The sequence below is a fragment of the Bacillus sp. TE9106W genome (genome assembly GCF_054062215.1).
Map to the genome: position 1 here is coordinate 1 of NZ_JBSSFA010000019.1, position 15,516 is coordinate 15,516.

Genomic DNA, 15,516 nt, shown 5'->3' on the forward strand with positions numbered 1-15,516 from the left:
ACTTTCACTTCTTCCTTAGGTTTCGCTACTTCTTGGACTTTCACTTCTTCCTTAGGTTTCGCTACTTCTTGGACTTTCACTTCTTCCTTAGGTTTTATTGTTTCTTTTGCCTTTGTTATCTTCTGTGTTTTCGCTTCTTCCTTAGCTTTAACCGATTTTTGTACTTTCGCTACTTGCTTCGTTTTCTCGTCAGCCTTTTTTTCAATTGGTGCTTTACTTGATAAGAAAGAAACATTTACATAAGCTGTTTTTCCCTTATACTCAAATTGTAGCCATCCGTCTTTTACTTGGCTCGTTGATTCAATTACATCATCTTTTTTCAGTCTGCCAAGAATTTTTGATTCTGTGTTTGATTCAGAACGTACATTTAACAAATCTGCTGTTACATGGTAAATATCTTTAGTAAACTCCGAGCTTACAAATACTTCTTTACCATTTAACTCAATTTTTGACCAGCCATCTTCGGTATTGATGACTTTTAACTCTTCCCCGTTTTTTACTTTTTCGACCACTTTTGATTCCGTAGTCGGTTTTTCACGTACGTTGAGTACATCTGCTGTTACAATCGTTTCTGCAGTAGCAGTTGTAGTAAATGCTCCCAATCCGAAAACAGTTGCTGTTGCTGCGCCAATTACTTTTTTCATATTAACCTCCATTATATTTTTTGAATTCTATCAAACGCTCCCATCAAATCAAGAGATTTAATAAAAGCATTCGCAACAGTATATTGATACCATTTAATATACTGCTATTAAAACCCTTTATTCCTATACTATCAAATTCTCATTTCTAATTCTATATATTATAACTTCTCATATCCCCTTCTTCACACTTAATAGTTTTTTACAATTACTAAAACATATAGAAAACGAATCTATTCTCAATATAGCCAAAAATACACTTATGACATGTTACGACTTTAGTAAATTCATGTAATCTTACATTAGATGGAGCGTGTTTTACTGAAAACAACGGTTATGGTAGTGTAAGTAATAGTATTACAGACAGTCTTTTCTGAAGAACAATTAAAAATTTAGTTTGGAGGAATACCATGCAAAAACCATATTTTAATAAATTTGAAGCAATAGATTTCAATTTATATTTTCAACTTGTTTCAAATGAAAAAGTGATGGCACAAATTACTGAACGGGCTATTCCGTTAGAAGAAGCACAAACTAACTTTAAAAATTTGATAAATCGTAATGAAAAGCATCAACTATTCGGTTCTTATAAAGTGTTTGACTCTATTACAAATGAGTATATTGGCCTTGGACATGTAACAGTGAATGACGCTAATGTACAAGAAGCTGAAATTGGATATATGATTTTACCAGAACACTGGGGAAAAAGATATGGTAGTAGGATTGCAAAGGAATTAATAAATATAGCGAAGCAAACAGATATAAACGTACTAAAAGCAATTATTGATCCGAACAACATCCCCTCGCGCAAAATTTTACTACATGTCGGTTTTACATCTGAGAAAGTTTGTGAGATTGATGGATTACCTGGGGAGATTTTGATTAAATATATTTAACTAAATAGAAAAAGGCAATACTACTAGTAGTATTGCCTTTTTCTATTTACCATTATTCATAATTTTAAATCGCTAACTGCGTTATTTATAGCATACACTCAACCTACTTACTATACAATTGAAAACATCATATACACTCCAACAACGAAGAATACAGCAAGTGTCTTAATTATCGTAATACCAAAGATCTCTTTATAAGCTTCCCGATGCGTTAATCCTGTAACCGCAAGTAAAGTTATAACTGCTCCGTTATGAGGTAAAGTATCCATACCTCCCGCCGCCATTGCAATTACACGATGCAGTACATCTAACGGAATATCAAAGTTCGCTGCAGCTTCAATATATTTTTCTGCCATTAAACCTAATGTAATACTCATTCCGCCCGAGCCTGATCCCGTCAGCCCGCATAATATATTTGTCATAACTGCTCCGCTAATTAAAGGATTTGAGAAGGTTCCCGTCAAATAATTTTGAATCATGACAAAACCAGGTAAAGCCGCTATAACAGCACCAAACCCATACTCGGATGCAGTATTCATGGCCGCTAAGATTGAACCACTTACGCCCACACTTGTAATAGATTGAAAATGTTCTTTTACCGCTTGGAAGTTTAATAATATGGCAGACAGTATTCCCATAAGAAGCGCTATTTCCACTGACCAAATACCTATAACTTGTCCCATATCAATCGTTCCATATTCCTTTAAACCTATGGATGCAAAATCAAATCCCTTTGTATACCAAACAGGGATGAATACTGTAAAGATTTTATTCATCACTCCAACCAGTACAAGCGGAAGAAAAGCTACCCAGTAACTCCCTGGAATTACATCGCTGGAAGCAATTGATGCTTGCACTGGTTGTACACTAGTTGTAGCAGCAAGTTCAAAAGTAGTACCGCCTTTTCCAAAGTACCCCTCTCCCTTAGCAGCAGCCTTCTTCCTACACCATTCCAAATACAGCATGCCACATATAAAGATAAACAACGCTCCGATAATTCCTAATGTAGGAGCTGCATAAATGTCTGTCTTAAAAAAAGTAGTTGGAATAACATTTTGGATTTGAGGCGATCCAGGAAGCGAATCCATCGAAAATGTGAATGCACTGAATGCGATGGTTGCTGGAATAAGTCGTTTCGGAATATCTGCCTCGCGAAATAATTGCGCCGCAAATGGATAAATCGCAAATACCGCCACAAATAAACTGACACCACTGTATGTAAGAATCGCTCCCATTAATACGATGGAAAGAATCGCTCTTTTCACACCGATAAAACGGATAATAATTTTAGCGATTTTTTCTGCTATTCCAGTGATTTCTACCACTTTACCGAATATCGCTCCAAGCAAAAATACAGGAAAATATAATTTTATGAATCCGACCATCTTCGCCATAAAAACATTAGAAAAGAACGGTAATACATACGCTGGTTCTGTTAAAAGCACAGCGAGCAACGCACATAACGGAGCGAATAGAATGACTGAGAATCCTCGGTAAGCTACAAATATAAGCAAGCCAAGCGATAACAATACAATCAATAAATCCATAACCCCAATCCCCTTCAATAATATGGATTTTTTTACTTTGTATATATCGTTGTAATGCCTGCTTCTGGCAGGCATAACTTTTTGCATATTATAAGTTATAGCCTTTTATTTATGATGAAAGAATGGTGCTCTCTTTTCTATAAAGGCCTCCACTCCCTCTCTTACATCACTCGTTTGAAATACATGTCCGAAATTCTCAGCTTCTATTTTTAATCCTTCTTCAAGAGAAGAAGATAACCCTTTATCGATAGATTGTTTCATCAAAGATAAAGCAGGAAGAGAAAATCGAGCCATTTTCGCGGCTAATTCCTTCGCCTTATTCAGTGATTCACCACGCGGAACAATATGATTCACTAAACCAACTCGCCAAGCTGCTTCGGCAGTGAGTGGTTCACCAGTAAACATCATTTCCTTGGCACTTGCAGTTCCTATTAATCTCGGTAAACGTTGCGTTCCTCCTGCACCTGGAAATAAACCTAATTTCACTTCCGGAAGCCCGATTTGGGCGTGTTCTTCAATAATTCGTATGTCACACGATAAAGCTAATTCACACCCACCTCCTAGCGCTAATCCGTTAATGGCAGCGATTACTGGCTTTGGCAATCTTTCTATTTTATTTAATGGATTCTGAAGCCACAATGATTTTTCCTCTGCATATTCACTCCCTTTCCCAATCCATTCCGGAAATGACTTAATGTCCCCTCCTGCAACAAAGGTCTTTTCTCCAGCACCCGTTAGAAGTACAACAATTACTTCATCATCCCGTTCGATTGTATCGACCGCTACCGTCAGTTGTTCCACCACGGCACTACCCAATACATTCACAGGAGGATTATCAATGATAATCGTCGCAATTCCATTTTCTTTGGACCATGTAACAACTCTATTACTTTCCAATCCAATCCCCTCTTTCCAAAATGTAATAAGGTAAAATCAATACATTAACTCATTCTTTTAATTACATAACCGACCTTTTCGCGATCCCAAGCGCTGCCGATTCCTTCCTCCTTCAGCTTGAACTTTTGAATCCGTTCCGTCGCGGTTTTTGGGAAAGCTTCACAGAATTGAACATATCGCGGCACCATAAAGTAAGCCATACGATCTTGACACCAATCTATAATCTCTTCATAGGACAGTGTTTCCCCTTTTTTGACAATCACATATAATTTGACATCTTCTTCTCCCACTTCTGACGGGACACCAATAGCCGCTGATTCAAGTACTTTCGGGTGATTATTTACAACTTTTTCGATTTCCCAAGAAGAGATATTTTCTCCACGTCTTCGTATACACTGTTTAATCCGATCGCAAAAATATAAGTAACCTTCCTCATCTAGATAACCGCGATCTCCTGTATGAAACCACCCCTCCTTCACCGCCTCCTCTGTTTTATCAAGCATTTTATAATAACCTTCCATGAATGCTTGTCCCTGTAATGAACGAATAAAAATTTCTCCAATTTCACCCGTCCGCGCTTCCTTTCCATCCTCATTGACAATCTTCGTCTCTACGTAAGAATATGGTTTTCCTATAGAAGGTGGCTTATTGGCATACAATGGATTCGTTACACAAAATCCCGTTGTTTCCGTTAATCCGTAGCCTTCCACAATCCGAACGCCAAATCTCTCCTCAAACGGCTTCCAAAATTCCTTAGGAGTAGCAGCACAAGCCGTCACCCTTACTAAATTAGCATTATCATCTTCCTTTTCTGGCTGCTTGCAAAGAATAGGAATCATAGATCCCAAAGAATTAAAAATAGTTGCGCCATGACTGCGAATTTCATCCCAAAATCTAGAAGCACTAAATCGCTTACCAAGAGCAATCGTCGCATTGGAAGAAATAGCCCCGAGTACTGTATGCGCCTGGGCGTTTATATGAAATAACGGGAGTGCTGTAAATAAGACATCTTTAGAACTTGCACCAACCATAAAGTTGGCAAACGACTGTGCAGAATTTACATAGGCTGAATGACTTAACATGACCCCTTTAGGTAAACCAGTCGTTCCAGAGGTATAAAGTATACTATTGATAGAACTGGAGGAAACAAATTCAGTTGGAAGATGTTGATTATTTGTATGTAGTACATCTTTCAATTCGATTACTAACTGCTCTTTACCATGCCTCGAAATGATTGCGCTTTCATTTTTTCCATAAGCAACAATTTGAATGTCTCTTTGTATAACTGACAAACAGGAGGTTATTTGAGGAAAAAATTCCTTATCAACGATTATTAACTTGCAATCAGAGTGAGATACAATATACTGTAAACCGTCTCCTTTTAAATGCACATTTAGAGGTACCGTAATGGCTCCCATAAAAGATAAAGCAAACCATACATCCAGATATTCAGGAGTGTTATGAAGCATAATACAAACCTTGTCTGCTTTTTGAATACCAAGCTCACACAATCCCGCAATGGCTCTTGTAATTCGATGATGTAAATCCTCATATGTAACCCTTTGCTCTTCAAATTGCAAATACACTTTACTTGGTGTTTTTTCAATACTTTGCATAATAAAATGAGGTAAGCTATGATTTTCCAGCATTGCATTCCATCCCCTTCCTGCTATAATCTTTTTTATTTATATAGCAAGAAACATGCCAAAAATCGACTCATTCTCTATTCCCTTATTCCTTCGTAATCTCCCTAACATGTCCACCTTTACATGTCGCATTTATGCAACAAATATTAGCAACCATGTCGCATCTATAAGAAAACGTCGCAAAAAAGAGACAGTATTTATTACTACAAATAAAAAAAGGGCCTGTTTGCCCTTTACTTTCCTTCATGATATTTCATATTTTTCTATTTTTCGATATAAGCTAGCCCGATGAATTCCTAAAAGCCTGGCTGCCTCTTTTATATTTCCAGCTGTTTTTTTCCAAAGCTCTCGTAATCGCACGTTTTTCAGCGGATTCCACTTCCGCCTGAAGTGAATACTCCCCCTCATTCTGTTTTTGATCTATCGTAAATATGTCATGGTATAACTCTTCTTCCTTATCTTTTTTCCGTAAATAGGTCGGAAGATGATGCACTTGAATAATCATTCCTTCTATAACATTCATCGCTCGTTCTAATACATTTTCTAGCTCCCTAATATTCCCTGGCCAATCATGCTCCATGAATATCTCTCTAACTCTCCCATCGAATGAAATAACGTTACTACCTAGCTCACCATTCAATTTCTTAATTAAAAATTCCGTTATATGTATCATATCTTCTTTTCTCTCTCGTAACGGAGGAATAGCAATCTCAAACACATTCAACCTATAATATAAATCCTCTCTGAACTCCCCTCTTTGCACCATTTCACGGAGATTTCGATGTGTCGCCGCAATGAAACGAACATCAACCTTTTGAATTTTCGTACCGCCAATTCTTTCAATCTCTTTCTCTTGCAATACACGAAGCAGCTTCACTTGCATGTCCAAAGACATATCACCAATTTCATCTAAAAATAACGTTCCCTTTTCGGCTAACTCAATCTTCCCAGGCTTACCACCTTTTTTCGCTCCTGTAAAAGCCCCTTCTTCGTATCCAAATAATTCAGCTTCCAAAAGATCTCTCGGAATCGCAGCACAATTCAAACGAATAAATGTACCACTAGCACGCGGACTTGCACGGTGTACCGCATGTGCAAAGAGTTCCTTTCCCGTACCACTTTCTCCTCTTATCAAAACAGTAGACCGACTTTTAGAAACTTTTAAAGCCATCATTTTGACTTCTTTCATTTTTGCACTCTCACCTATAATACTTTGAAAAGAAAGCCGCCCTTCTTGTAGCCGCTGTAATTCAGTTTGATAGTAAGATAACTTTGATTCCATTTCACTAATTTGATCTCCTAAAGCTTTAAACTGCTGTATATCATGAAACATAATTTTACCAATTGCTCCAATAATCTTACCGTCTTTAACGATCGGTATGCGCGTTGCGATTATATTCCGATTACTTATACGCTGAATATGCCCAATTTCCGTCTGTCCCGTCTTTACAATTATATGCATCCTCGTATTCTCAACAACCTCCGTACAATGTTTACCCACCGCTTCATTCGGATCATCTATCCCTAAAAATTTTGCATAAGAGCCACTTAAAAAATTAACAATTCCTTGTTCATTTACACCTAGAATACACTCCGACAGTAAATTCAATGCGCTTTCATATCGACTTATGATACTTTCCAAAGACTGTATACTTTTACCCTTTCTCTCCAGAATAGCAATTGATCCGTCTTCTGTCCCATCTTTATAAACACGGCATTCATTCACAATTACAACTTGATTGCCACTCTTACATTCATACCTATACAAACTATCATTTTGATTCACTACTAGTTTTTTACGATCAGGAATAATCGTTGATATATGCTCACCTATTATTTCGGTTTCTTTTTTATGTAACATGCTACAGAATAGTTTGTTACTGTATGTGATGATTCCATCATGACTTATAACAGCAATTCCGTTATTCATTACCTGAAGAGCCTGATTAGTTACCCGCAAATTCATTCGTTCGCCCATATGCATTTGAAAGCCTCCCTATCCAATTGCGCTCTTTTTCGCATGTATTATATATTCATTTTAAATATTTACTTTCCTTTGGTTTTTCCGTTTGAAATTATAATTTCTTAAATTAGTAATATAGCTGATTAACCGGCGGCTTCTTGTTTGATACTAAGTAGCGTTTAATAATCCCCTTTCTTTAACTTCTTTTTGCAAGGAGATTATCTTATGTGCTACTTTCAACATACAACAGGGAAATGTTAAACACTTATTACGTTGGATACATTATAAGTTTAATAAAAATAAAAACAGTTGAAGGATTGTCTTCCATCAACTGTTTTTATTACGAATATTGGTGATAAAACCATAATTATCAGGTTTACTTTAGCATAAAGATCGATCCTCAAGCTTCCAACTAAACCATCTCCCATGTCCTTCTGTTTCTCCAACCGTTTCACGATATTCGTTTCCGTTAATATAATAATCAATATGAAGGTCCCGGTCCCACATGTTGTTATATAGGTGGAATACATCGCGTTTTGCACCAATTTCTTGGATTTGTTTTTCCAGTTTACGTTTTACTTGTTCTGGTATTTGATTGGCGACGTGTGTATGGAAAATGCAGATAACAGCATCGCTACTTATTCGTTCGATAATAGATGGTAATAACTCTACACCGTCTCCTTCTATTAATTGAACAGATTTATTTTTTACTAAAGATGCAGCTTGGTCAAACAGTTCAAGCCTTTCTTTATGTTCTGGCCAAATGAGTGCACGTAGCCATAAATAATCTTCATCACTATGTAGATCGTTTACATGTAAATCTAGTCCGATTCTTTCTACGACAGGTGGACTTTCTTTTAAAAGTTGAGGTACATTCTCCCCTCTTATTTCAGAAGTTACATGTACATTCGAATTTATATTTCCGTAACTTTCACCTGTACCGTACGAATAGCTATATTGGTCCCAAAATAGTTGTAATCCAGAACTTGTCCCAATTTCTATTAACGCTAACGGTTTATTCACTTTGTTAAATATGTAATTGAAACTTGGATATAAGTACGCACATCGTCTTACTTCATTCGTTTGAACAAGTTTCGTTTGTAATAAGGTAATAATTTCTTCTCTGTACATTTTACAGAAATCTTTAAAATGAGCAAAAGCTTGATCTAAATCCGTATTAGCACTTTCAACTAAGCTACTATAATACGTTTTTAAATGATGTTCTTTCCCTGCTAGTAATAAATAATGTACTGCACCTAATAATAAGTTTGGGACTGGTTGACCTGCTTGAGCGTAGGAAGATAGTGTAAGTACTTCCTCATCTTCAGCTATTTTTATTGATAAGTATTCATATAAGTCACTTGACCCTTTACATTCCTTTATTGAAAAATTTCGAAATAAGTTTACGATTTGTTCTTGTGTACGCATGAGTATCCCCCTTTTTTAAACTTTCGGAATAATCATACAATAAACAGAGCAAAAAATCCCACAAAAAGGTATCCTTTCTACCCGCTTTTGGATACGTAAGCTTTTTCGAGATAATTTCAAACTGTAATTTTTTTCTATTTATCACCTTAAAAGAGCTTGTTAAATAAGATTTTTGGCGAATAAAACGTTAAATAGTTTAAAATTATCAGATAACACTAGATATTTTAGTCTATTAATTATTATAATAGAGTATGAGATGGTTATACAATTGAGACAAAAAAGGTAAATACCTAGGTGGGGCCTAGGCGGTGTTTTCTTTTTACGGCTTAGATACAGTAAACACCTACTCTTTTTTGCCAATATAGGGGATGGAGAGATTATCATGAGCAACATGCAGCAAAAAACAGACGTTATCTTAATTGGTGCAGGAATTATGAGTGCAACGTTAGGCTCATTACTAAAAGAATTAGCACCTGAATGGGAAATTAAAGTTTTTGAAAAACTCGCAAGTGCCGGGGAAGAAAGCTCTAACGAATGGAATAATGCAGGTACAGGGCATTCTGCGCTATGCGAACTGAACTATACTTCCGAAAAATCTGACGGATCTATAGATATTAGTAAGGCTGTAAAAGTGAATGAGCAATTCCAGCTTTCAAGACAATTTTGGGCATATCTTGTAAAAAGCAAATTAATTCGTAATCCACAAGATTTTATTATGCCTCTACCTCATATGAGTTTAGTACAAGGTGAAAAAAATGTTGAGTTTCTAAAAAAACGTTTTGAAGCGCTTTCAAAAAATCCACTGTTTCAAGGAATGGAATTTTCTGATGCTCCTGAAACATTAAAAAAATGGCTTCCACTCATTATGGAAGGTCGTACATCTAATGAACCGATGGCTGCAACGAAGATTGACTCTGGAACAGATGTTAACTTCGGTGCATTAACACGTATGCTGTTTGATTACTTAAAAACGAAAGATGTCGAGCTAAACTACAAACATAGTGTCGAAAACATTAAACGTACGAAGAATGGTTTGTGGGAAGTGAAAGTACACGATATGAATAGTGGTAAAATCGAACATCATACTGCAAAATTCGTCTTTATCGGCGGTGGTGGAGGTAGCCTACCTCTCCTACAAAAGACTGGTATTCCCGAATCAAAACATATTGGTGGATTCCCAGTAAGTGGACTATTTATGGTATGTAAGAACCAAAAAGTTGTAGAGCAACATCATGCGAAAGTATACGGTAAAGCTAAAGTTGGCGCTCCACCAATGTCTGTACCTCACCTTGATACAAGATATATAGACAACAAAAAAGCTTTACTATTTGGACCGTTCGCAGGGTTCTCTCCTAAGTTCTTAAAAACTGGCTCAAACCTTGACTTAATCGGTTCTGTAAAACCGAATAACGTCTTAACAATGTTAGCTGCTGGTGTAAAAGAAATGGGATTAACAAAATACTTAATTCAGCAAGTTATGTTATCACATGAAAAACGTATGGAAGAATTACGCGAATTCATTCCGAACGCGAAAAGTGAAGATTGGGATATTGTAGTTGCCGGTCAGCGTGTACAAGTAATTAAAGATACTGATGCTGGCGGTAAAGGAACACTTCAATTCGGTACAGAAGTTGTTAGTGCAGCTGATGGATCAATCGCAGCATTACTAGGTGCTTCACCGGGTGCTTCTACTGCCGTTCATGTTATGCTTGAAGTATTAGAAAAATGTTTCCCAAGTCGAATGGTAGAATGGGAAGGAAAAATAAAAGAAATGATTCCTTCTTACGGCATTTCATTAACAGAAAATCCAAGATTATTCCAAGACCTTCACACTTCTACAGGTCGTACCCTTGGATTAAATGAAAAAGAAACGGTTCATAATTAATGAAGAAATAAAAACGTCCGAATATATCGGACGTTTTTTGTTACTAAAAATTATATTTATCAATATTATCCTTCGTAAATACGACTCGTTCTGGTAGTACGATAATTCCGTTTCCTTCTGCCTCATAATCATATCCTTGAATGGAGTTTGGCTCTACTTTCACTTTTCCAATTCCTTTTACTTCAAAGCTATCCCCTACTTTTAACTTCTTCCCTTTTACAACAATTTCATTTGCTACATAAGTTGCGAGTGCACCTTGTTGTTTTACGTCCCATAATCCGAATTGTTGTACAGTTCCTCGTTTTACGTAATCACGCATAACGTTTGGTGTAGAGAAGCCAGTTACGACAACCTTTTTATCCATTTTTAAATTTTCAGCCGCTTGTGCCATCGCTGGTAGTGCCGTTGCATCCGGGCAAATGACTGCATTAATATCTGGATACGTTTTTAATATGTTCTCCCCTACTGATAACGACTTTTGCGCATTATTTTCACCGTATTGCGTCGTTACAATTTCCCAGTTCGGATATTTCTTTTTAATAATTTCTTTCGCTTTCGTTACCCATTGGTTTTGATCGGTTACTGTTGGACTAGAATAAAAGAAGGCTACTTTTCCTTTATCTCCAATTTGTTTAGAGGTCATTTCAATTAATAAATTAGCAAGTTGATCTGGTGTTCCTTGGCTTATATAAAAGGAACGATCTTTCGGGTTCACATCGGAATCCCAAGTTAACACAGTCATACCTTTTTTCTTAGCACGTTGCAGTGATTGCGATAAACCATCAACTGACGTTGAAGAAACCATAAGTGCATCATAGTTTTGATTAATGAAATTGTTTATATATTTTACTTGCCCAGAAACACTCGCTTCAGATGGTCCATCATATTTCACTTGTACGCCTAGTTTATCCCCCATCTCTTTTGCTCCTTCACCACCTGATGTAAAGAATCCAACTCCTGTTAATTTCGGGATAAATGCAAATTTCACATCATCCGCTTTTTTCTTATCTGCGGTTTGACTAGAACAGGCGATTAAACCGATTAAACAAATACATACAATGAATACAATCCCTAGTTTTCTCTTCATGACATTTCCCCCTTATGCAAATTCTTTCTTTTCCCCAGTGTGAATTGATGTAATTTGAAATGTCTCATAATAACTGAAAGAATAAGGATAATACCAATTACTACGTTGGATTGTTCATTTGTTAAACCCGTCATTTGCAAGCCATACTGCATGAGTCCAATGAAAATACTTGCCAGTACAGTACCGATAATGCTTCCTTTTCCCCCTGTAATAAGTGTCCCGCCTAATACAACTGCCGTAATGATTGGTAAAATTGTTTCACTTCCCATATCAGCACGTGCGGAACCGAAATAGGCAGTTAAGAAAGTCCCCCCTAATCCACCTCCTAACCCGGAAAGCATGTAAGCGACGATGACTACTTTCTTCGTCTTAATTCCGGTGTATTTTGCTGCATTTTCGTTCGCACCTGTTAATTTTACATGGCGTCCGTATATAGTTCGGTGAAATAATACAGCACATAAAACTGTTAATACGATCAGTAGCCATAATAAATTCGGTATTCCTATAAAACTACCGCTTGCCAGTTGTACAAATGCGTCAGGTAAACCACTTATCCCTTCATACCCAGAAGCACCTGCCCCTCCTGAAATGACGAGTGCAATTCCTCCGTATAAAAACATCGTGCCGAGTGTAACGACGAGTGGTTCTACATCTGTCATTTTTATAATAAGTCCGTTTAAAACGCCTGCTAAACAACTAATTATTAGGGCCATTATGACAGCAAACAAAATAGATATTCCGTTCATCCAAAGTACACCGATTAAGATCGAAGTGAGACCCATTATTGAGCCGACCGATACATCAATTCCTCCTGTTACTATAACGAAAGTCATTGGTATCGCCGCAATTGCGATAAATAGGAAATCATTTGTACTAAAAAGGAGATTACTAATATTTAAGAAATCACTATTGATTAAACTAAAGAGAATGAATTCTATAAGAAGCAATACAATTAGAACACCTTCCCATCTGTATACATACTTCATAGATTCATCCTCCTTTCGGCCTTCCACTTTTTCATAACACTATCCAGTATGATGATAAGTAATAATAAAAAACCTGAAATAGCATTATTCCAAAATGCTGGTATTTTTAAAAAGACGAGTGAACTGCTTATTGTTTCTAAAAATAATGCTCCTAATGCAGCTCCAAATAAAGATCCTGTTCCTCCTTTTAAATGAATGCCTCCTAGTACAGCGGCTGCGATTACTTGTAATTCTAATCCTGTACCAGTTTGATTTGGAATGAACCCGATATTCATAACAAATATGCAACCAGCGAGTGCAGCACTTATGCCTGAAATTATAAACGCACATATCTTCACCTTATTAACAGGTATACCAATAAGTCTCGCACCATCTTCATTATCACCTACTGCATAAAAGTATCTTCCAAATGGCACTTTCCTTAAAAAGAAGTATAGTAGTAGTAAAATAATAAGAACGAACCATACAGTTATAGGTAAACCAAGAATGATGATAGATGACAGCTGCTTAAAATCGTTTGGAATATCTTCAATCCACTTCCCGCCTGTGAAAATTAACATGGCACCTCTAATAATTCCTAACATGCCTAATGTCATAATAATGGCTGGTACTCGAAACTTCGCAACGCCCATCCCGTTTACGAAACCGATAATAGCGCCAAGTGTAATAGCAGCAAATATCGACAAGGATGCACTATATTCATTCGTTAGCAACATTCCGCAAACTGCTGCACTTAACCCCATGCTTGAACCAACTGATACATCTATATTTTTCGTAAATAAGACGAACGATTGGCCGATTGCTAGCACGACTAAAATAACGCTTGATTTCACCATTAAAGATAACGAGTTAAATTGAATAAAACTAGGGTTTATCATTCCGACAATAGCTATATAAATTAGTAGTAACGTTATGATAGACATTTCGTGCATTTTTAGCATGCGCTTCATTCCGCTACACCTCCGTATGCAAGGCGTGTAACTTCATTCACACTCAGTTGTTCTTTTTCCATATGAGAAACAAATCGTCCATTTCTCATTACATATACACGGTTTACTAATTGAACAATTTCTTCAACATCTGAAGAGATTAATAAAATTGCGAGTCCTTCCCTTTTCATTTTTCCGATCGTCTCATACACTTCAAGCCTTGCTTTCGCATCAATTCCACGAGTCGGCTCATCAAGAATAATAACTTTAGGATTACATGCGAGATACTTTGCAAGCACGACCTTCTGCTGATTACCTCCTGATAAAGATGCCAGTTCTTCATTCATATCCTGTACAACAATTCGGAACTGTTCTATAAACGAATTAACTAAAGCGCTTTCTTTTTCTTGGTTTATAAAAAAGCGATTATTTTGCTGTAAACTTGTTGCTGCAATATTTTCTTTAACAGAAGCAATTGAGAAAATGCCATTCCTCGCCCTATCCTCTGGGACATAAACCAGTCCCTTTTCTAGCCTTTTATGCAAAGAACACGCATCAATTGATTTCCCCTCTAATAAGATAGACCCTGATTTTATAGTTTTCAATCCAAATATCGCTTCTGCTAATTCAGTCCTGCCAGATCCTATAATGCCAGCAACACCTACAATCTCACCCGCATGTACAGTGAATGATATATTTTGGAATGCGTGGCTCGTTATATCGATCACTTCTAATATTTTTTTCGTCCTTGCTGTCTCTTGAACTACTTCTATTTTCTCTTTCTGTTTATACCCTTTTGGCAATAGTCCCTCCATCAGCATGTCATATGTATAGTCACATACATCTCCTTGACTTACAATCATTCCATCTCGTAATATTGCTACTTTGTTAGCAATTTCAAAGATTTCTGGAAAACGATGCGTAATATAAATCATCCCTATTCCTTTTTCTTGTAAACTTTTCATCAACACAAAAAGACTCTTAATTTCGTGAGTTGTTAATGTCGATGTTGGCTCATCTAGAATAAGAATCTCAGCTTCTCGTATTAATCCTCTAACAATTTCTACTAACTGTTGTTGCGCAATCGATAATGATCCTCCTAGTTCATTAAGGTCAATACCCCATCCTAGGCTGCTAATCAATTCCTGAATCTGTACTCTTAATTTCTTTTTCTTTTCTTTTAATCCGATACATATATTTTCTTCAATAGTCATATGCGGAAAAATGAGCGGTTCTTGCGGTATTAAATAAATACCTTTTCGGTGTGCTTCTGACGGATTTGAAAACTGTTGCTTCGTTCCTTTTACATACATTTCTCCATCATCATACGAATATAACCCCGTTAATATTTTCATTAATGTTGATTTCCCGGCACCATTCCCTCCAACTAAAGCGTATATATCTCCGCGCTCTACTTGAATGTTCACTTCTTTTAATACAAGTTGATTTAAAAACGCCTTACTCATTTTTTTTACTTGTAATAAAGGTGCGTTCTCCACATGATGTCACCTGCCTTTATACAGAACATTTTTTGAGAAAATGATTATTTGTTCTACTTGTTTTGTAGCATTGTATATTCCTTTTTTTATATCTAGAACACTTTTTTCTACG

11 protein-coding genes and 1 pseudogene are annotated in these 15,516 nt (G+C 36.6%); 2 read left to right on the plus strand and 10 right to left on the minus strand.

All coding sequences use genetic code 11. The features are described 5' to 3' along the window. The coding region (locus ACVWY7_RS24275; RefSeq protein WP_456524010.1) for an SH3 domain-containing protein at window positions 1–644 on the minus strand (644 nt) is incomplete at its 3' end. A 407-nt stretch (window positions 645–1,051) separates the two neighbouring features. Here ACVWY7_RS24275 and ACVWY7_RS24280 point away from each other — a divergent pair. Further along, complete coding sequence (locus ACVWY7_RS24280) at window positions 1,052–1,537, plus strand: GNAT family N-acetyltransferase (protein WP_001171622.1); 486 nt, start codon at window positions 1,052–1,054, stop codon at window positions 1,535–1,537. 110 nt (window positions 1,538–1,647) lie between these two features. Here the strand turns inward: ACVWY7_RS24280 and ACVWY7_RS24285 are convergent, their stop codons facing one another. From ACVWY7_RS24285 to ACVWY7_RS24305, 5 genes and pseudogenes are all read right to left on the minus strand, one after another. Next, entirely contained in the window at window positions 1,648–3,084 is a 1,437-nt protein-coding gene (locus tag ACVWY7_RS24285; RefSeq protein WP_105990037.1) for a GntP family permease, read from the minus strand. Between the two features lie 105 nt (window positions 3,085–3,189). Then, window positions 3,190–3,981, minus strand: a complete 792-nt coding sequence (locus ACVWY7_RS24290; protein WP_000445570.1) for an enoyl-CoA hydratase — start codon at window positions 3,979–3,981, stop codon at window positions 3,190–3,192. A gap of 44 nt (window positions 3,982–4,025) precedes the next feature. Then, window positions 4,026–5,630 carry an ATP-dependent acyl-CoA ligase gene (locus tag ACVWY7_RS24295; protein ID WP_000892282.1) on the minus strand — a complete coding sequence of 535 codons (1,605 nt, stop codon included), beginning with the start codon at window positions 5,628–5,630 and terminating at the stop codon, window positions 4,026–4,028. Window positions 5,631–5,870: 240 nt separating this feature from the next. Continuing rightward, window positions 5,871–7,611: pseudogene (locus tag ACVWY7_RS24300) on the minus strand (sigma 54-interacting transcriptional regulator). Window positions 7,612–7,971: 360 nt separating this feature from the next. Further along, the gene (locus ACVWY7_RS24305) at window positions 7,972–9,018 is read right to left on the minus strand and encodes a DUF2332 domain-containing protein (protein WP_001260259.1); all 1,047 of its coding nucleotides are present in this window, start codon (window positions 9,016–9,018) and stop codon (window positions 7,972–7,974) included. Window positions 9,019–9,400: 382 nt separating this feature from the next. Here ACVWY7_RS24305 and ACVWY7_RS24310 point away from each other — a divergent pair, with 382 nt between their 5' ends. Next, window positions 9,401–10,903 (plus strand): malate:quinone oxidoreductase, encoded by a 1,503-nt coding sequence (locus ACVWY7_RS24310; RefSeq protein WP_072190632.1) that lies wholly within the window; start codon window positions 9,401–9,403, stop codon window positions 10,901–10,903. 43 nt (window positions 10,904–10,946) lie between these two features. Here the strand turns inward: ACVWY7_RS24310 and lsrB are convergent, their stop codons facing one another. From lsrB to ACVWY7_RS24330, 4 genes are read right to left on the minus strand one after another with little or no spacing between them, the layout of a single operon-like run. Next, window positions 10,947–11,990: an autoinducer 2 ABC transporter substrate-binding protein LsrB gene (gene lsrB, locus ACVWY7_RS24315; RefSeq protein ID WP_017561375.1), complete on the minus strand. Its 1,044-nt coding sequence runs from the start codon at window positions 11,988–11,990 to the stop codon at window positions 10,947–10,949. Beyond that, the gene (locus tag ACVWY7_RS24320; RefSeq protein WP_142395608.1) at window positions 11,987–12,976 is read right to left on the minus strand and encodes an ABC transporter permease; all 990 of its coding nucleotides are present in this window, start codon (window positions 12,974–12,976) and stop codon (window positions 11,987–11,989) included. The genes lsrB and ACVWY7_RS24320 overlap by 4 nt, the downstream gene beginning before the upstream one ends. Then, on the minus strand, window positions 12,973–13,926 hold the full coding sequence (locus tag ACVWY7_RS24325; RefSeq protein ID WP_101194549.1) for an ABC transporter permease subunit: 954 nt from the start codon (window positions 13,924–13,926) through the stop codon (window positions 12,973–12,975). Before ACVWY7_RS24325 ends, ACVWY7_RS24320 begins: the two co-directional genes overlap by 4 nt. Further along, window positions 13,923–15,404: a sugar ABC transporter ATP-binding protein gene (locus tag ACVWY7_RS24330; protein ID WP_046947297.1), complete on the minus strand. Its 1,482-nt coding sequence runs from the start codon at window positions 15,402–15,404 to the stop codon at window positions 13,923–13,925. Before ACVWY7_RS24330 ends, ACVWY7_RS24325 begins: the two co-directional genes overlap by 4 nt. Window positions 15,405–15,516 lie beyond the last annotated feature (112 nt).